Raw genomic sequence first — 19339 nt, forward strand, 5'->3', positions numbered from 1 at the left:
ATTAAATAAGAAAAGAGGCATAATAAGCTATCATTGCAGCATTGTCTCCTGCATAATTTAAGTCAACTAGTAAAGTAGGCGCTTTAAGTTCATTTAGTCTAGATCTTAAGTATTTATTAGCAGCAACACCACCAGATACTGTTATGCAATTAGTATTGGTTTTCTCAATTCAATATTTAAGTTTATTAATTAATTCATTAATAACTCAAGATTGAAAAACAGTAGCAATATATTCCTTATTGCTTTCTGTTTCGCAGAGTCTTAGTGTAGCACTTAATATTCCTCCGTAACTAAAAAGTTTAGCAGGATTAGATTTTTGTTTTAATAAAGGTTTAACTTTTAATTCATTATCAAATAGAGAATCTATAATTGGGCCACCGGGATAATCAAGTCCTAATCTTCTTGCTACTTTATCATATATCTCACCTAAAGCATTATCAGTAGCACTATCTAAAGTAATTATTTCGCTATAGCTCTTTACATAGAATAAAGAAGTAGTTTTACCTGATACTACTAGAGCTAAGTGGGGGAATATTAATTTATTAGTTAAGCCTACTGAGAATATATGACCATATACATGGTTAATAGGAATTAAGGGTTTATTAAGTAGAAAAGAGAGTGTTTTGGCAAATATCTTGCCAACTAATAAACAACCTATTAATCCAGGATGATCAGTATAGGCGATATGAGTAATATCGTTAATAGAAAGATTATTCTTATTTAGTAATTCAAGTAATAGAGGTAGTATATGTTCTTCGTGATTTCTAGATGCTATTTCTGGAACTACACCTCCTCATTTATTTTGTAGTTTTGAAGACGATATAGTAAGAACATCAATAAGTTTATGATTTTGAACTATAGCAAGAGAAGTATCATCACAACTGGTCTCAATGCCTAATATCAGCACTAAATCAATAATTTAAAGTTACTGTAAGCAATTAACATATCGCTTTTTTGTTGTGAATCCAATTGTCTTTCGTAGTCTTGTGATAACTTTCCATTTGCGGGCTTATCTACTTTAATAATTTCATGCTTAGTACTTTCCTTAACTAATTCTTCATCATCTGAATCATCTGAATCATCTTTAAAATATTTATTTAAAGCTGAATAAACCTTCTCCAAAGTTGGAGTATATTGAACTTCATCAAAATTTTGCGCTACTATTTCTTCATATGGTTTGTCGCCTTCCTCTTCTTCACTACCTACAGAACTAACAACTGAATCGACATCCCCAGAATCTTCTCCTTCTTTTCTAAATGGATTTTTTACCTCGTCTTTAAGAAAGAGTAAATCTTTTGCTAATTTGTAAGCTTTATCTTTCTTCTCTTCGGACATTTTGTTTGAAAAAGTTAAGAAATCTAAGAAGAATATATTCTCAGATAACTCAACATGATGAAAATCAGTTTCCTTTATCTTTAACTCTGCGTTTCCTCCATTAGCAGCAAATAAACCATCACCGTTGTACATAAAAGCGCCTTGAATGTCTTTATTACTTAGGGCATCAACCATAGGACCAGAATCAGGAGTCATGTATAAGAAATTGTCTCCCATCACTTTTTTGTCTAATCCAGCACTAATTAATTTTTTGTAGTCGTTAAGTATTGATTCAGAATTTTTGTATTCATCTTCGTTTGGATTTACGTCTTGTTTATTTCCTACTTTTCTAGCTAAAGAGAGTACAGTTCTTGGATCATCTATTAAACCTAACTGAGGCTTGCCATTTTTGCTGTGAAATCTATTATCGTTAGAAATTTTTTCAATTAAAGTCTTAAATGTCACTGGTTCTTGTAAGTCTTTAATTTTTTCTCCTCGATAATAGAATCCCAATTTTTGAACAAAGTAAGGGATTCCATACTCCAATAAATCATGTGACATATCCTTAACAATATCTGTAAATAAGGCCCTTGCATCTTCAATAGTTTTCTTTGGTTTATTTAATTGTTGCCCATTATTTACTTCATTACCTTGAGAAATAGTTTCATCTCCAAGCAATTTACTTCAATCTAATTTCATTGCTACGCCAGAGCTCTTGAGCTCTGAAAGAACAGATGTACTTGTGATAGCTATATCATAGATTCCTTTCTGGAATCTCTCTTTAACTAAATGGTCATAGTCAAAAAGGTCTACCCTTAATTGATATTTTTCTCTGAGTTTCTGAGCCACATCTGAAGAGATGTAATCACTATAGTTACCAAATACTAAATCATTACTGTTACTTGATTTTCCTATTAATAAGCCAGAGGCGGCTGTGACTCATGTCGCAAACCCAATACCAAGCTTCTTAAGCATGGTAATATTGAAAAATATTCATTAACTAAACTAGCAATTTGAAATTACTATAGGCAATTAACATGTCGCTTTTCTTTTGAGCATCTAATTGTTTTTCAAATTCTTTATCAATGGAATGATTTTCGGATTTTTCTACTTTAAGAATTTCATGTTTTGTAGTGGCATTGATTGACTTTTTTTCGTCTTCGTCTTTAAAGTAACAATTTTTTAATTTTTCATATACAGATTTCAATGTTGGAGTATACAAGACATCATTAAAATTTCTAACTGCCATTTCTTCATATTCTTTTCCATCATCACCTTCACTTTCGGAACTTAATTTAGATTTTTCTTTAAATGGATTATCTTTGTTTTTGTTAGTAATAAATAATAACTCTTTTGCCATTTTGTAAGCGTTTGTTTTCTTATGTTCTGTCATTTTTGCTGAAAAAGTTAAGAAATCTAAAAAGAATATATTTTCTGACAATTTAACATAATGAAATTTATCTCCTTCCATATCTAATTCTGCATTTCCACCTTCTGCAGCAAATAAACCGTCGCCATTATACATAAAGGCGCCTTGAATATCTCCGCTACTCAAGGCATCAACAAGAGGACCAGAATCTGGAGTCATATACAAGAAATTTTCTCCTAATTTATTCCTACTTAAGCCACTTGTTATTAATGTTTTGTAATCATTCAAAATTGAGTCAGAAGTTTTGTATTCATTATCAGAAGGATTTACATCTTCATGTCCTTTAACTTTTCTGGCTAGTGAAAGTACTGTTCTAGGATCGTCTATTAAGCCTAATTGAGCTTTGCCATTTTTGCTGTGAAATCTATTATCGTTAGAAATTTTTTCAATTAAAGTCTTAAATGTCACTGGTTCTTGTAAGTCTTTAATTTTTTCTCCTCGATAATAGAATCCCAATTTTTGAACAAAGTAAGGTATTCCATAATCTAATAGATCTTTTGACATATATTGAACAATATCAGTAAACAATCCAACAGCATCTTTAGAAGTTTTTTGTTCTGAACTTGTATTTCCAGATCCGCCAACGTTATCTTCTTCTTTAAGTAATATACTTCAATCTAATTTCATTGCTACTCCAGAGCTCTTGAGCTCTGAAAGCACAGATGTACTTACAACTGCAATATCGTAAATGCCTTTTTGGAATCTTTCTTTAACTAAATGGTCGTAGTCAAATAAATCAACTCTTAATTTGTATTTCTTTCTTAATTCTTGAGCTACATCGGAGGAAATATAGTCACTGTAATTTCCAAATACTAAATCATTACTACTTCCAGCTTTTCCTAAAAGTAATCCTGAAGAAGCTGTAACCCAGACTGAAAGTCCGGCCACCAACTTCTTAATCATTTTGATAATAAAAAATATTCATTAACTAAACTAGCAATTTGAAATTACTATAGGCAATTAACATGTCGCTTTTCTTTTGGGAAGAAAGTTGTTTTTCGTAATCATGTTCTAAGTTACCTCCTTCTGTTTTTTCGACCTTAATAATTTCGTGTTTTGTTTTGCCCTTCACTAATCCCTTTGCATCTTCATCTTCATCTTCAAAATACTTTTCAAGTTTTCTATATACAGAGTCAAGGGTCGGGGTGTATCAAACGTCGTCAAAATTTCTGGCCATCATCTCTACATACTTTTCATTTTCATCCTCCTTAAAAGGATCATCCTTGTTTTCATCGCTAATAAACAGTAATTTCTTGGCCATTTCGTAAGCTTTTTCTTGTTTTTCTTTTGACATTTTGGAAGAAAATGTCAAGAAATCTAAGAAAAATATGTTCTCAGCTAACTCAACTGTATGAAATTCACCGTCTTTAATTTTCTTTTTGGCATTTCCGCCAGCTGAAGCGAATAATCCATCACCATTGTACATAAATGCTCCTTTGATATCTCCTCCACTTAATGCATCAACCATAGGTCCAGAATCTGGAGTCATATACAAGAAATTTTCGCCCATTCGATCCTTATTTAAACCACTATCTATCAAATATCTATAATCAGACAAAATCTCTTGTGAAGTTCGATATTCATGTTCTTTAGGGTTTACATCTTGTTTGCCTACAACTTTTCTAGCTAAAGACAGTACTGTTCTAGGATCGTCTATTAAGCCTAATTGAGCTTTGCCATTTTTGCTGTGAAATCTACTATCACTTGAAACTATTTCAACTAAATCTTTAAACTTAACCTTCTTTCCTTTTCCCAATGCTTCAATTGGTTTTCCTGTATAGTAGAAACTCAGTTTTTGTACAAAGTAAGGTATTCCATATTCCAATAAATCATGTGACATATCTCTAACTATTTCAGTAAATAATTTTCTTGCATCTTCAACAGTCTTACTTTCTGAGTTCTGAGTTTGTTCATTGCTTTTTCCTAATAATTTACTCCAATCTAATTTCAAAACTGCATTAGAACTCTTTAATTCAAAGAGTACTGAAGTGCTTGTGATAGCTATATCGTAGATTCCTTTCTGGAATCTCTCTTTAACTAAATGGTCATAATCAAATAAATCAACTCTTAGTTGATATTTTTCTCTGAGCTCTTGAGCTACATCTGAAGAGATGTAATCACTATAGTTACCAAATACTAAATCATTACTGTTACTTGATTTTCCTATTAATAAGCCAGAGGCGGCTGTGACTCATGTCGCAAACCCAATACCAAGCTTCTTAAGCATGGTAATATTGAAAAATATTCATTAACTAAACTAGCAATTTGAAATTACTATAGGCAATTAACATGTCGTTTTTTTGTTGTGAATCTAATTGTCTTTCATATTCTTGCGATAATGTGCCAGTTTTTGGTTTTTCTACTTTAAGAATTTCATGTTTTTTAGTTCACTTAACTGATTCATCCTCTGTGGATGATAAAGTATCTTCTGTTTCAGATGTATCATCTTCATCATTAAGGTATTTATATAATTTACCATATACAGACTGAAGTGTTGGTGTATATCCTACATAGTCAAAATTTCTGATTGCCATTTCTTCATATTTTGCCTCTTCTTCTCCTTCTTGTTTTGCTTGTTTCTTAAATGGCTCTTCTGTATTACCAATAAATATTAATTTTTTTGCTAAGCCATAGGCTTTCTCTTGCTTATCAGGGGACATTTTTGAAGAAAATGTTAGGAAATCTAAAAAATAAATGTTTTCGGAAAGATTAACATAATGAAAATCTTTTTCATTTATTTCTTCCTTTGCATTGCCTCCTTCAGATGCAAAATAGCCGTCTCCATTGTACATGAAAGCACCCTCAATACTTTTAGAACTAAGGGCGTCTACTAGAGTTCCTGAGTCAGGACTCATTAATAAGAAGTTATTGCCTAAATTTTCTATACTTAAACCTTTATTTATTAAAGTTCTGTAATCCTTGAGTATCGCTTCAGAACTACTGTACTCACTTTCCTTAGGGTTTACATCTTGTTTGCCTGCAACTTTTCTAGCTAAAGACAGTACTGTTCTAGGATCGTCTATTAAGCCTATTTTGGGTTTTCCATCTTTACTTTTGAATCTATCATCTTTAGAAATCTCTTCAATTAATTTTGAAAAAGTAACCGGCTGTTGATCCTTTAAACCGGCAATTTCTTCGCCTCGATAATAGAATCCCAACTTTTGAATAAAGTAGGGTATTCCATACTCCAAAAGATCTTGAGACATATCTTGAACAATCTCTGTAAATAACTTTCTTGCGTCTTCAACGGTTTTTGAATTTCCTGTTTCAGAAACATTACTTTCTGTTCTGCCTACATTTCCATCATTAGTGCCGTTTCCTAATAACCTGCTTCAGTCAAGCTTCAAGGCAGCTCCAGAACTCTTTAATTCAGAAAGTACTGAAGTGCTTGTTATTGCTATATCATAGATTCCTTTCTGGAATCTCTCTTTAACTAAATGGTCATAATCAAATAAATCAACTCTTAGTTGATATTTTTCTCTGAGCTCTTGAGCTACATTTGAAGAGATGTAATCACTATAGTTACCAAATACTAAATCATTACTGTTACTTGATTTTCCTAGAAGTAATCCTGAAGAAGCCGCAACTCAAGTTGTAAGACTTATTGTTAATTTCTTAATCATAAAATTAAACTAGCAATTTGAAATTACTATAGGCAATTAACATATCATTCTTTTGTCGAGAATCTAATTGTCTTTCATATTCTTGCGATAATGTGCCAGTTTTTGGTTTTTCTACTTTAATAATTTCATGTTTTGTAGTACCCTTAATTAATTCATCTTTTTCATCTTTGAAATACTCTTCTAATTTGTCATATACAGACTTAAGCGTTGGAGTGTATTGAACTTCATCAAAATTTCTAACAACCATTTCTTCGTAAGGTGACTCTTCATCATCCTCACTATCCTCTGCTGCCGCTACAGAATTACTTAAACCATTTTCTCCTTTTGATTTCTTATTTTGCTTTCTTAATACATCTTCCTTATCGTTTTTAAGAAACAAAAGATCTTTAGCAAGCCCATAGGCTTTTTCTTTTTTGCTATCTGACATATTCGCTGATAAAGTTAAGAAATCTAGGAAAAATATATTTTCTGACAATTCAACATAATGAAAATCATTAGCATTTATTTCTTTTGAAGCATTGCCGCCACTAGCGGCAAATAAGCCATCACCGTTGTACATAAATGCTCCTTTGATATCTCCGCTACTCAAGGCATCAACAAGAGGGCCAGAATCTGGAGTCATATATAAGAAGTTTTCTCCTAATTTATTCTTATCTAGACCCGCATTAATTAGTTGCCTATAATCGTCAAGTATTAATTGAGAATTTTTGTATTCTTCTTTGCTTGGATTTACGTCTTGTTTATTTCCTACTTTTCTAGCTAAAGAGAGTACAGTTCTTGGATCATCTATTAAGCCTAATTTAGGTTTTCCATCTTTACTATGAAATCTATTATCGCTAGAAATTACTTCAATTAATTTCTTGAAAGTCACTGGTTGATCTTTTTTCAAGTTCTCAATTTCATTTCCTCGATAATAGAATCCCAACTTTTGAATAAAGTAGGGTATTCCATACTCCAAAAGATCTTGAGACATATCTTGAACAATCTCTGTAAATAACTTTCTTGCATCTTCAACAGTTTTTGGGGTGTTATTGTCTATACTACTTGTGCTGTCATTTTCTTTTGTAAGTAACTTACTTCAGTCAAGCTTCAAGGCAGCTCCAGAACTCTTTAATTCAGAGAGTACTGAAGTACTTGTTATTGCTATATCATAGATTCCTTTTTGGAATCTTTCTTTAACTAAATGGTCGTAGTCAAATAAATCAACTCTTAATTTGTATTTCTTTCTTAATTCTTGAGCTACATCAGAAGAAATATAATCACTGTAATTTCCAAATACTAAATCATTACTACTTCCAGCTTTTCCTAAAAGTAATCCTGAAGAAGCTGTAACCCAGACTGAAAGTCCGGCCACCAACTTCTTAATCATTGATATATGAAGAAAACATTGTTAAATTAGTAACTTAAAGTTACTATAGGCAATCAACATATCACTCTTTTGTTGGGCAGATATTTGTTTTTCATATTCATGCTCTAACTTACCTCCAACTGTTTTTTCAACTTTAATAATTTTGCTTTTTAGTTTGCTTTTGATTTTTTCTGTACCCTCAGTTGCAGGTTTTGCAGGTTCATCATTAATATCAAAATAATCTTTATCTAATTTCTCATATACAGATTTCAATGTTGGAGTGTATCCAACCTCATCAAAATTCCTAATTGCCATTTCTTCGTAAGGCGGTTCATCGTCATCTTCACCATTATTACTTGCATCTGTTGAATCTTCTTCATCATTCTCTTCTTCCTTGCTAGATCCATCTCCCCCTTTTCTTTTGAAAGGATTTTCTTTATTTGCCTCTGTAATAAATAACAAATCTTTTGCCAACTTGTAAGCATTCTCTAATTTATGCTTTGGCATTTTCTCTGAGAAAGTTAAGAAATCCAAAAAGAAAATATTTTCTGACAATTCAACAGTATGGAATTTCTCTGGTTCTTTTTTGGCGTTACCTCCATAAGCAGCAAATAAACCATCACCGTTGTACATAAATGCTCCTTTGATATCTCCACCACTTAATGCATCAACTAAAGTGCCTGAGTCTGGACTCATTAGTAAAAAATCTTTACCTAACTTATCTCTACTTAATCCATTATCAATTAAAGACCTATAGTCCTTCAAAATTGAATTAGAGTCAGGATAGTCATTCTCTTTAGGATTTACATCTTGTTTGCCTGCCACTTTCCTAGCAAAAGAAAGAACAGTTCTAGGGTCATCTATTAATCCTAATTGAGGCTTACCTCCTTGACTTTTGAATCTTGGTTCATTTGAAACTTTATTTACTAAATCTTTAAAGGATACTTTCTGCCCATCCCTTAAGCCTTCAATAGGATCTCCTATATAGTAAAAACTTAACTTCTGAACAAAGTAAGGTATTCCATATTCCAATAAATCATGTGACATATCCTTAACAATATCTGTAAATAATTCTCTAGCCTTAGAAAGAGCAGTATTTGAATCTAATTGACCGTTGCCACTATTAGTAACGTCTTCTTTCTTAAGTAACTTACTCCAATCTAGCTTCATAGCTGCATTAGAGCTCTTTAGTTCTGAAAGTACAGAAGTACTTACAATAGCCATATCATAGATTCCTTTCTGGAATCTCTCTTTAACTAAATGGTCATAATCAAATAAATCAACTCTTAGTTGATATTTTTCTCTGAGCTCTTGAGCTACATCTGAAGAGATGTAATCACTATAGTTACCAAATACTATGTCATTACTGCTTCATGACCTGCCTATTAATAAACCAGAAGCAGCTGTAGCTCAGGCAGAAATACCAATTACTAATTTCTTAATCATTAGATCTTCATGATTTAATTGCCCAGTTTACTAAGAATACTCCAGTAATACCTAAAATCATTAGTGTTCCAAATACTGTAGATCAAGCTTTAACACCTTGTTTCATGTTGTAAAGTTCAGTTGTTATTGTTGAGACACTACCTTTAACTAAATTAGTAATAATAAAGTCATCAAAAGAAATAGAAAATACTAATAATGCTGCCCCTGCTAAGTTAGGGAGTAGCATAGGAACTAGTATTTCAAATAAACATTCGAAAAAACCATAATTTAAATCATAAGAAGCATAGAGAACAGACTTGCTTATTTTTGATAACTTAGGATAAATAAAGACAATCACATAAGGAATAGAGAAAGCAACATGAGCTAATATTATGGTAAAAAAGCCTAAGTCAATTCCTAATGGAACAAGAAGTGCATAGAATAATATTGAAAAAGCTATTCCTTGAATAATATCTGGGCAAGAAATAGAGAAATTACTAGTAGCAAAGACATAATTCTTATTTCTTTCATTATGTCTTCAAATATTTACTGCTGTTAATAAACCAATAAATACAGCGATAGGTGTAGCTACGAAAGCAATAGTAAAGGAGTTAGTGAGAGCATTAAACATACCCCCATTAAAGCCTTCTTCATCAGTAAAAAATTTACGATAGTTTTCAAAATTAAATTGATTAAATTGAAGTTTAGTTACAACATTATCCTTCTTATCATGGGCATTATTAAATGAAAGTAGCATGAAAACTGCTAAAGGAACATAGAGAAATAAAAAAATAAGCAATATGAATGAAGATTGGAATCTTTGTTTTCATTTTTGACCGTCAATAGCAAGGCTAATCATTGTCTTTCTTTTGTTGTAGAAATTTAGGAAGGAACTTAACTAAGAAATAAACTAAGAATACTATTGAAGATACAAATAGAGTCAAGAAAGAAGCTCTTGATTTTGGTAGAGAGCCACTAATATCAACAATAATAAAGTTATTGATTACTTGTCCGATCATTGAACCACCTGGACTCCTATCCATAAAATCTGCTACAGTAACTGTAGTGAAAGCTGGAAGAAATACTAGAAATATTGCTGAAAGAAGTGCCTCTTTGGTATAGGGAAGAATTATTTGTGAAAAGGTCTCGGGGGGAGTTGAACCCAAATCATAAGAAGCATTAATTAGATTCCTAGGTAATTGAGTTAATACATTGTAAAAAGAAAGTATTGCAATGGGCAAGTGTATATAAACTAGCCCTATAATCACATAGATAATTCCTGAAGTACTATTGCTACTTCCATAAAGTAAATCAAAAAAAGTCTTTAATCCCAATAACTTTACAAAATAACTACTCCACAATGGAGAGGATATTAAGAGAATTAATAGGCTCTTTACTTTCTTTGATTCAACTTCAGATACAAAATATGCAAAAGGATAACCTAATAGAAAAACAAATAATACTGTTACGAAAGCTACATAGAGACTCTTTATTGTTATTTTGACATTACTCATATTTACGGCAGCAACATTATTCTCTATTCCATTTGCTTGGTTAAATGCATGATAAATAACAATAAATATTGGAAGTATTATGAAAAAGAAAGCAAAGAAATTAAAGATATTAATTCCATTATTTAATTTCTTTGTTCTGTCAATCCCAACAAAAAATAAGTTAAGCATCTAATTTCATAACATGCACATCCATTGCATCTCACACTAATCCTACTGTCTTACCTATCATTACTTCATTAATAGCCTCAACATAAATAATCTCTTCAAACAACTGACATCTTAATTCTCATAACTGTCCTTTGTAAATAGCATCTATTACTTGGACACTTACTATACCTCTAGAACTATCTACTACATCGTAATCTTCTGGTCTAATCATTACATATACTTTTTCATTGGCTGTAAATCCCTCCCTAACATCAGTAATAAATTCTTTATCTCCTACTAATACCGCTCCTGGTCTTAAATAAACACCATTAAATATATTTGCTTTACCCATAAAAGAAGCAACTCATTTATTAGTAGGAGAGTCATAAAGTTCAGAAGGAGTACCTATTTGCTCTACATTACCCTTTCTCATAACTACAATCTTGTCTGAGAGTAGTAGAGCCTCTTTTTGATTATGAGTAATAAGAACAAAGGTGATTTTCAATTGTTTATGTAATCTCTTTAACTCTAATTGCAACTTCTCTCTTACTTCTTCATCTAAAGCCGATAAAGGCTCATCTAATAAGAGTATTTTAGGTTTAGTAATAATTGCTCTTGCTAAAGCTACTCTTTGTTGTTGTCCACCAGAAAGAGAAGAATGTTTAACTTTCTCTTTTCCCTCTAAACCAACTAAAGAAATAATATTTCTTACTCTATCATTAATTTCCTTTTGATTTAAAGGTCTTTGTAAATACTTATTTGAGAGTTTTTTCTGTTGAAGTATAGGGTAGTATTCTCAATAAGATTTTCAATAATCTAAATCATTAATTCTGAATATGTAACTCTTAAGATATCAAAGCTTTAATTTATAGAATACACTCTCTTTATCTAATTCCCTAATACTCTTCTTTAATTTAAGAGCTTTATTTGATAAGTATTTAATTTGTACATTAAGTTTCTCTAATTTCTTATTTGACTTCTCTATTGCTAAGTTATGTAATCTCTTAGTGTTATCTAGTACTTCTTTAGTTACATTTGATTTATTAGTAAACATCTTTTTGAGTCCAAAAGAGATATTTTCAAATACATTCATATGTGGGAATAAAGCATAGTCTTGGAATACTGTGGCTGTAGGTCTGTGGTATGGAGGAATATCTTTAATATCTATGCCATTTAAAAGTATTTTGCCTGAATCTGGTTTAATAAATCCCGAAATTAAGTTAAGAATCGTGGATTTTCCGGAGCCAGAAGAGCCTAATATTGAAACGAATGAACCTTCTTCGATATCTAAATCAAAATTTGAAAGAACTCTATTTTTCCTATCGTAAGTTTTGTTTATTGAACGAAGAGAAATAAAAACCTTTTCAGACAATTAAAGATTTCCAAACTCCCTTTCAGCGGCTTCTTTATTTTCTTGTATTATTTTCATAGATTCATCAGCTTTTCATTTGTAGCTTTTAATACCAGAAATCTTCTCATTGTATTTCTTCAATTCTTCATATTTAGCTGAAGCTTGTTCATAATAAGAATCAAGCTTTTTAATTATAGAATCAATAAATTTAATTAATTCTATAGTTAGGGACTTGTATAGCAAAGTTCTGTGGTTTAATAAATAAGAGATTCTATCTTGTATTTGGTAAGCAGATTTAAAATCATTAGCTGATTGTATTTCTTGTATTCTAGAAAGTGAGGAATACAAAGCCATGTGTTTACTTTCTAATTCTGCTATTTCTTCTTCTGAAGCTAAAGGAGCTCTAGCATAATTAAATAATTCTTCATCTTCAACATCTTTACCAAATTCTAATGCTACTTCTCTCTTAGCTTTTTCAATAGCAGCTTCTTTTGATCTTCCTAAAATTTCATCTAATACTTCAGCATCTTGGTAAGCATCCTTAGGTATGTAATCATCATCTGCCTCAGTTATTATGCCTCTATATACTTTATGAACTGGATATGTAGATAAGTAACTCTTAACTTCAGATAATTCAGGAGTATCTGGGGCTGGTTCGGGTATTGGTGCTTGTTCTTTTTTAAACTCTATTAAGCTCTGAATTACTTCTGCTCTTTCTCTTCTTTCAATAAGTGCAATCTCATTATCACTACCAAAGGCAGAGTCATAAATAGCTTCATCTACTTCACTTAATTTACCTTTAAATAGAGCTTTAGGTAGTGTATTGAATACAAACTCTTTCTCTTCTTCTTTCTTCTCTACTTTAGTACTTGTTACTACTGGCTTATCAAATACTGCTTTACCTCTTTCTGCTACTTGTTTTTCAAAATCATTCTTATTAATAACTGTAATAATTTCATCACCATCAAAATCTATATGTAGTTTTTTCTCTTCTTTTTTGGCTAATTTAACAGAAGCTATATTTATTACATCATCACATTCAAAGACTACCTTACCAGCTTTGGTTGTTTGTTTAACTACTACAGCTACATGAGGATTAAAGGCATCATAAATATCATCAACTGAGAAGTCAACTATAGCATCATCCCCATGCTCTTTGTAAGAAGGGTGAGATGATAAATCAGGAATTTCGAGCTTTCTCCTCTCGAGCTGAAGTGACTCTTGTTCCTGTTGATTATTATCCATTAAGCAACTTTATTCCTAGGTTCTTCATATTCAATCTCTACTTTAGGTATTCCTTTTTCATATATATCTTCTTTTCTTAACTTCTTATTTAACTTACCTAATCTTATTTCATCATTGTCTACAACAACGAAATCACCGTCATAAGTTTCAAATATATCTGCATTAAATCTAAGAACTGCTTTTTCTAAAGCACTAAACTTTCTTTTTACTTCTTCTGTTATTAAGTTTAAATAATGAGGGCACTTTTCGGGCCTTCATAATTCTGATACTTCAAAAAAATGTGAGTGTCCTGCATCTTCAAAAGGATCACTAGGAAAGAATTCTATTTTTTGTCTAAATTTGAAAATAAATTTTTCAAATAAACTAATACCAAAATATAGTTTTTCATAAGTATTATCAAAAGGAAATATTACACCATCATATTTAGGAAATAAAGTATATCTTTGTACTTTTTCTAGGAATAAATAGTCTGCTTCATATTTTCTAGCAATAGTACCACTATCAAATAATTCTTCTTCGAAGAAATTAGTAGCTCTTCCAACTTTAAGCTTATGCAAAAATTCATACTTTAAGAATCTAAAGAAAGAAGTAGCAGTTCTCTTTAAATTTTGAAGATCAAAAACAACTATATCTCTTACAGAAAAATAGCTTTTGAAACGGGGGGGAGTAGGAGTAGAGTATATCTCTTGTAAAGTTATTTCCATTATTTCTCTCAAGAAAAGAAAGGAGGTTCGGTATGTTCTTTTTTAAAGTAGAATTCTATTGCTTCATCCACATAAGCATTTATTGTTTTAATTTCATCCTCTAAGTCTGGTATCTTAATTAAATTGAAGGCTGGTTCAAATATTTCTTCTAAATCAAAAAATAAATATACACCTTCTATATTTTGAGGAACTTCAGATTTTACTTCTACCTCTAATTTAACAATATCAGCATAACTATCTTCTGAATATTTATTTTCCCCATTTAAATAATGAAAATCAACTGCTGGTAGTTCAGGAATAGCTTTTGGAATTACTTCAATTTCTTTAGGGAAAGAAAAAGCACTAGATCTTGCTATATTTCTTTCAATTTGAGATACATAACTTTCTGCTTCTTTTTTTCGCTGTCTACGCTTTGCTTTTGCTATTTCTTTTATGAAGGAATCATCTTCAAATAATAATTCTAAATAATCAAAATCTATCTCTTCATTTTCATCAAAAAAATGATTAGAGTTCCTGTTGGCTTTTGTTTTCTTTTTGTATAGGAAATCAAAAGCATCTAATGAAAGATCTCCAAAAATATCTGATTCTTCTTTAAAGGTATTTAAGAAATTCTTGAAGGAAGGCATATCATTAATTTTTTTTGAATTAGTTACCATTGGTAAATGTGTAAAGCTAGTAGTTAATAAACCACTCTCTAATAAATATTTTTGTATTTTGTGTACATAGAAATAAGAAGTAATATTTAAATCTCAAGCAGTTATTCAAGTAGCTAAAGTAATTAAACTAGCAGACTTTAAATAAGAAGGAAGAAGTTCTATTTCAAGTATTTGATCAGGCTCTAAAGATTCAATTGAGAAAATAAATTCTCTTCCATTAAATCTATTCTTAATAGAGCGATCTTTATGGAAGATTAAGTTACATATGGGATCAGAAGCTTTATTAGAACAACTGAAGTAAATTCCTTCGTCTAATTTAAATATAGTTTTGCTCTTAAATGTTCTGTGAGATTCTATTCTTAGGAGTAAAGGATCTAGTAGTTTGTAAAGTTTAAATTCCGAAGTTAAAAAATAAGCATCCTTATACTGCCTAAATAACTCTGGAGAATTTAAGAAAAAATCTTTATTACAAACAACTAACTTTGTCAAAGCACTTTGCCTGTCATCTCTGGAGGTTGAGGAACTTTAAGAAAGGATAATATTGTAGGAGCTATATCCCCTAATACCCCGTCATCTCTTAATTTAATTCCTTCTTTACAAATAATGAAAGGAACTAAGTTAGTTGTGTGGGCTGTATGAGGTGAACCATCACTAGCAATCATTACTTCTGCATTTCCATGATCTGCAATAATAATTAAAGTACCTCCTAATCTTTGGACTTCTGCATGTACTTTACCTATTTGAATATCAACAGTTTCACAAGCTTTAATAGTAGCCTCTAATGAGCCTGTATGTCCAACCATATCTGGATTAGCATAATTAAGAATAACTACATCAAATCTCTTTAATTCAGGCAATAAAGCAACAGTAATCTCAGGAGCAGACATTTCCGGTTTCAAATCATAAGTAGCTACTTTTGGAGAAGGAATTAAGATCTTAGTCATTTTTGGATAATCTATAGTCTTACCTCCATCAAAAAAGTGAGTAACATGTGGATATTTCTCGGTTTCTGCAATTCTTAACTGAGAAATACCATTCTTAGACAATACCTCTCCTAAAGTATTCTTTAAATCAAAAGGAGGGAATAAAGTCTTAGTTAAATTAATTTTTTCATAATCCATTAAAGCATATAGAGCAATATCATTAAGTTTGAAAGAGGGTTTGTAATCATATAGATTATTAGAGCCCACTAATAAGTGTGAGAGTTGTCTTGCTCTATCTGGTCTAAAGTTAAGAAATACTACCACATCATTATCTGCAATAGTACAATCTAAAGATGAAGAACAAACAGCTGGTTCAATAAATTCATCAGTAACTCCAGCAACATAAGAAGACTCTATGTAATTAATAGCAGAATCAAATTGTTTTTCTTTATTCTTACCAACTAAATAAGCAAATACTTTTTCGCCTCTATCTCAGTTCTTATCTCTATCCATAGCAAAATATCTTCCAGATATTACACCTAACTTACCATTAGTCTTTTCAAGCTTATCAATAATCTTTATGAAATCTGTTTTTGCTGAATGTGGAGATACATCTCTACCATCAGTAAAGGCATGAAGAATATATGGTTGATTTTGTTTAAATGCTAAATCTGCAAACGCTAAAAAGTGGTTCATATTAGAGTGAACTCCTCCTTCTGAAATTAAAGATAAGAAATGTAATTTAGATCCTCTTTCCTTTACTAAATTAAAGAACTCAACAACAGCTTCTTGCTTATCTAATTGACCATCATTAATACATTTATTAATAAGAGAAAGGCCGGTGTAAACTACTCTTCCTGCTCCTAAATTTATATGGCCAACTTCTGAATTACCCATTTGTCCATCAGGCAATCCTACAGCCTCCCCAGAAGCTGAAAGAGTTGAATTAGGATATCTCTTTAATAAACCATCTAATATAGGTGTTTTGGCTAAATAAGGCGCGTTACCATCAACATTAGAAGTAAGTCCCCAGCCGTCCATTATGCATAGAACAACTGGTTTACTCATTTATTGTAGAGTGGCCATTTTTCATAAATCTTCAACATTAAGTGAAGCCCCTCCTACTAATACTCCATCTATATTACTCTTAGCTAAATAATCTTTGTAATTATTTAAATTAACTGAACCCCCATATAGTAATCTCATATTTGTTGCAGTATCTCTTCCATATTTTTCAGCAACTAAGTCTCTTATTTTTGCTAATTCTCTATCAGCACTTTCTGCATCCATAGGTTTACCAGTACCAATTGAAGCAATTGGTTCATAAGCAATAATAATTTTTTTAATACCTTCATTATCTAAAAAAAATAGCTCTTCTGGAATTTCTTTAGCTGGATCTTCACCACAACAATAAATAACTTCCAAGCCATGATTCATAGCAGATTTAACTTTGCTAGTAATTATGAAAGATCTTTGGCTCATTGCTCTACATTCAGAATGACCAATAAGTGTGGCAGGAACACCAAGAGAACGTATTTGTGCTCCTGAAATTGAAGAAGTGTAAGCACCAGAATCAGCAGGATGTAAATCTTGCGCTAATACTTTAATCTTTGAACCTAATGAATCTGCCGCACTCTTTAAATAAATGTAAGGAATAGCCAAACCCAAATCAACTTTAGGAGCTCCATTCACTAATTTCGCAGAAATAGTTTCAAGATAATCTTGAAAATCCCTGAAAAGGAAATTCATTTTAAGATTACCAAATATGATTTTCATAAGTAATTGCTATTTTAAACTTAAATATAGAAACTTTTTTCAAAAATGTTGCATATTAATTTTTTAAAAAGTAAATAAACCACGCATCCTAATCAACATACTATAGCAAAAGCAATAAGCTTTTGTTTTCTGTTGTTTACAGATAGTCTATGGTTACATAGACATTCGTCCATAATCTTATCAGGTGGATAGACTTCCTCTAAAGCTTTAATAATTTTTGTAGAACGAGATCTAGCAATAGCATAACATAGTAACCAAAATGGAATAACCATTCAAGAGAGACTAGTTAATCCGGCAACAGTATCTTCTCCAAAACCTAATTTACCAGTCATGTTAAATAATCTTGATTTGCCCTCAATGCCCGCTGCCTTTAGTATTCCAGAAACTATCACACAATATACACCAGTTACTATTGAAAGACCTACTAAAGTAATCATTATTCAGAATTGAGAACTTCTTCTGCAATACTGTAACACATAAAATTCTTGAACAAGTTCATTAGGCTTGTCGGGAAGTCCTTTAAGAAATCTTTTCTTCTCTACCGAGTAATATCTATTTTGTCTCTTTACAGCAATAATCTTTGCCATTAATCCCAATGTTGCCATTGAAGCAAAAGGAATAACGAGAATGGCTTCTTTTTGACTACATTTACTGTTGCTGTTGCTGAAATCTAAAACCTTAGTAGCATATAGGGCTCCTATTGCCCCTAAAAAAGCTAAGAGAAATAAGACTCAAAATAGAGTCATTTGAGTTTGTCTTTTCAGAGCTGTATGACAACATCTATAGGCTTTACTTGTAGGATTGTAAAAGTAGTCATCATCTACTTCTTCATCCCCAGCTAACTCATCAATTAATCTTTCATCCTCTTCAGAAAGTATTCGTTCTGTATCTAAGAACTCTCCTTCTTCCTTTTCGGGTTGTTGCTCTTGTTGCTGTGTATTATCTTCCATAACTGTTGCTTATTTTTTATACTTGAAAGCTCCTTTCAAATATAGTACAAGTAAATCGCTTAAAGAAAAAATAAATAAAGAATCCTAATGAACATACTATAGCAAAAGCAATAAGTTTCTTTCTCTTATTACTTGCCTCTAATTTGTGATTACATAAAGAACAATCAATTATTTCTGCCTTTGGATAAGTTCTCTCTAGAGACTTAATAATTTTGTCTGTTCTTAAAGAAGCAACACCATAACATAAAGCTCAAATAGGTAAGGTCATTCAAGAAAGAGTAGTTACTGCCGCTACTGTATCCTGCCCAAATCCTAAATTACTAGACATCTCAAATAAACCTGAGTGTCCTGTTTGTCCGCATGCTTTCAAAATAGCCGAAACTATTACACAATAAATTCCAGTAATAATCGAAAGTACTGTAAGTATTATGAAAATTCAATATTGCGAACACTTCCTGCATTGTTGAAGTACATAAAATTCTTGAATTAATTTATTTGGTTTTTCAGGTAAAGCAATTGTGTAATTATGTTTTTCAGATAAGAAAAAACCATTTTGCATCTTAAGTGCTACTATCTTAGCAACTATAGCAATAGCCGCAACAGAAGCAAAAGGTATAGCAGTTATAGTAGGTCTTTTTTTGCTATCGAAATCTAAAGCTTTAGTAGCAAAAAGAGTTGCTATTCCTCCCAAGAATACCAAGAGAAATAGAACTCATAAGAATATTAAGCTAGTTTGTCGTTTAAGTGCTTCATGACAGCACTTGTAAGCCTTACTACTAGGATCATAGACACAAACAAATTCCTCCTCTTTCTTTAATTCTTCTTCCTCTTGTTTTTCCTCCTCTGGTTCCTCAACTATTTCTTCCTCTTCTTCATCCTCGGCAAGTATCTCGTCCTTATCTAAAAACTCTTCCTCTTGATTATCCGCCATAAC

17 protein-coding genes are annotated in these 19339 nt (G+C 31.3%); all 17 read right to left on the reverse strand.

All coding sequences use genetic code 4. The annotated features are described in order from the left end of the window. Position 1 precedes the first annotated feature (1 nt). Genes tsaD through A6V39_RS02575 form a run of 17 tightly spaced genes read right to left on the reverse strand, consistent with a single transcriptional unit; the run spans position 2 to position 19336 of the window. On the reverse strand, positions 2-907 hold the full coding sequence (gene tsaD, locus A6V39_RS02495) for a tRNA (adenosine(37)-N6)-threonylcarbamoyltransferase complex transferase subunit TsaD (protein WP_245633490.1): 906 nt from the start codon (positions 905-907) through the stop codon (positions 2-4). Then, complete coding sequence (locus A6V39_RS02500) at positions 907-2289, reverse strand: type 2 periplasmic-binding domain-containing protein (protein ID WP_187150083.1); 1383 nt, start codon at positions 2287-2289, stop codon at positions 907-909. The genes tsaD and A6V39_RS02500 overlap by 1 nt, the downstream gene beginning before the upstream one ends. Positions 2290-2314: 25 nt before the next feature. Then, positions 2315-3646 carry a type 2 periplasmic-binding domain-containing protein gene (locus A6V39_RS02505; RefSeq protein WP_187150084.1) on the reverse strand — a complete coding sequence of 444 codons (1332 nt, stop codon included), beginning with the start codon at positions 3644-3646 and terminating at the stop codon, positions 2315-2317. Between the two features lie 25 nt (positions 3647-3671). Continuing rightward, the gene (locus A6V39_RS02510; RefSeq protein WP_187150085.1) at positions 3672-4970 is read right to left on the reverse strand and encodes a type 2 periplasmic-binding domain-containing protein; all 1299 of its coding nucleotides are present in this window, start codon (positions 4968-4970) and stop codon (positions 3672-3674) included. A gap of 25 nt (positions 4971-4995) precedes the next feature. Continuing rightward, positions 4996-6366 carry a type 2 periplasmic-binding domain-containing protein gene (locus A6V39_RS02515; RefSeq protein ID WP_187150086.1) on the reverse strand — a complete coding sequence of 457 codons (1371 nt, stop codon included), beginning with the start codon at positions 6364-6366 and terminating at the stop codon, positions 4996-4998. Positions 6367-6370: 4 nt separating this feature from the next. Then, positions 6371-7735: a type 2 periplasmic-binding domain-containing protein gene (locus A6V39_RS02520; RefSeq protein WP_187150087.1), complete on the reverse strand. Its 1365-nt coding sequence runs from the start codon at positions 7733-7735 to the stop codon at positions 6371-6373. A 21-nt stretch (positions 7736-7756) separates the two neighbouring features. Further along, entirely contained in the window at positions 7757-9160 is a 1404-nt protein-coding gene (locus A6V39_RS02525) for a type 2 periplasmic-binding domain-containing protein (RefSeq protein ID WP_187150088.1), read from the reverse strand. Then, the gene (locus tag A6V39_RS02530; RefSeq protein WP_187150089.1) at positions 9153-9998 is read right to left on the reverse strand and encodes an ABC transporter permease; all 846 of its coding nucleotides are present in this window, start codon (positions 9996-9998) and stop codon (positions 9153-9155) included. The genes A6V39_RS02525 and A6V39_RS02530 overlap by 8 nt, the downstream gene beginning before the upstream one ends. Next, the gene (locus A6V39_RS02535) at positions 9991-10821 is read right to left on the reverse strand and encodes an ABC transporter permease (protein ID WP_187150090.1); all 831 of its coding nucleotides are present in this window, start codon (positions 10819-10821) and stop codon (positions 9991-9993) included. The genes A6V39_RS02530 and A6V39_RS02535 overlap by 8 nt, the downstream gene beginning before the upstream one ends. Further along, positions 10814-12172 carry an ABC transporter ATP-binding protein gene (locus A6V39_RS02540; RefSeq protein ID WP_187150091.1) on the reverse strand — a complete coding sequence of 453 codons (1359 nt, stop codon included), beginning with the start codon at positions 12170-12172 and terminating at the stop codon, positions 10814-10816. The genes A6V39_RS02535 and A6V39_RS02540 overlap by 8 nt, the downstream gene beginning before the upstream one ends. Then, complete coding sequence (locus A6V39_RS02545; RefSeq protein ID WP_187150092.1) at positions 12173-13396, reverse strand: hypothetical protein; 1224 nt, start codon at positions 13394-13396, stop codon at positions 12173-12175. Continuing rightward, positions 13396-14100, reverse strand: coding sequence for a hypothetical protein (locus A6V39_RS02550; RefSeq protein WP_187150093.1), 705 nt, complete (start codon positions 14098-14100; stop codon positions 13396-13398). The genes A6V39_RS02545 and A6V39_RS02550 overlap by 1 nt, the downstream gene beginning before the upstream one ends. After that, entirely contained in the window at positions 14100-15245 is a 1146-nt protein-coding gene (locus tag A6V39_RS02555) for a hypothetical protein (protein WP_187150094.1), read from the reverse strand. Before A6V39_RS02555 ends, A6V39_RS02550 begins: the two co-directional genes overlap by 1 nt. Next, positions 15233-16747 carry a 2,3-bisphosphoglycerate-independent phosphoglycerate mutase gene (gpmI, locus tag A6V39_RS02560; protein ID WP_187150095.1) on the reverse strand — a complete coding sequence of 505 codons (1515 nt, stop codon included), beginning with the start codon at positions 16745-16747 and terminating at the stop codon, positions 15233-15235. The genes A6V39_RS02555 and gpmI overlap by 13 nt, the downstream gene beginning before the upstream one ends. Continuing rightward, positions 16748-17455 carry a triose-phosphate isomerase gene (gene tpiA, locus A6V39_RS02565; protein WP_187150096.1) on the reverse strand — a complete coding sequence of 236 codons (708 nt, stop codon included), beginning with the start codon at positions 17453-17455 and terminating at the stop codon, positions 16748-16750. A 20-nt stretch (positions 17456-17475) separates the two neighbouring features. Then, the gene (locus A6V39_RS02570; RefSeq protein ID WP_187150097.1) at positions 17476-18405 is read right to left on the reverse strand and encodes a hypothetical protein; all 930 of its coding nucleotides are present in this window, start codon (positions 18403-18405) and stop codon (positions 17476-17478) included. 16 nt (positions 18406-18421) lie between these two features. Beyond that, the gene (locus tag A6V39_RS02575; protein WP_187150098.1) at positions 18422-19336 is read right to left on the reverse strand and encodes a hypothetical protein; all 915 of its coding nucleotides are present in this window, start codon (positions 19334-19336) and stop codon (positions 18422-18424) included. Between the last annotated feature and the right edge of the window lie 3 nt (positions 19337-19339).

The sequence above is a fragment of the Candidatus Mycoplasma haematobovis genome (assembly GCF_001645765.1).
Taxonomy (GTDB): domain Bacteria; phylum Bacillota_I; class Bacilli_A; order Mycoplasmatales; family Mycoplasmoidaceae; genus Eperythrozoon_B; species Eperythrozoon_B haematobovis.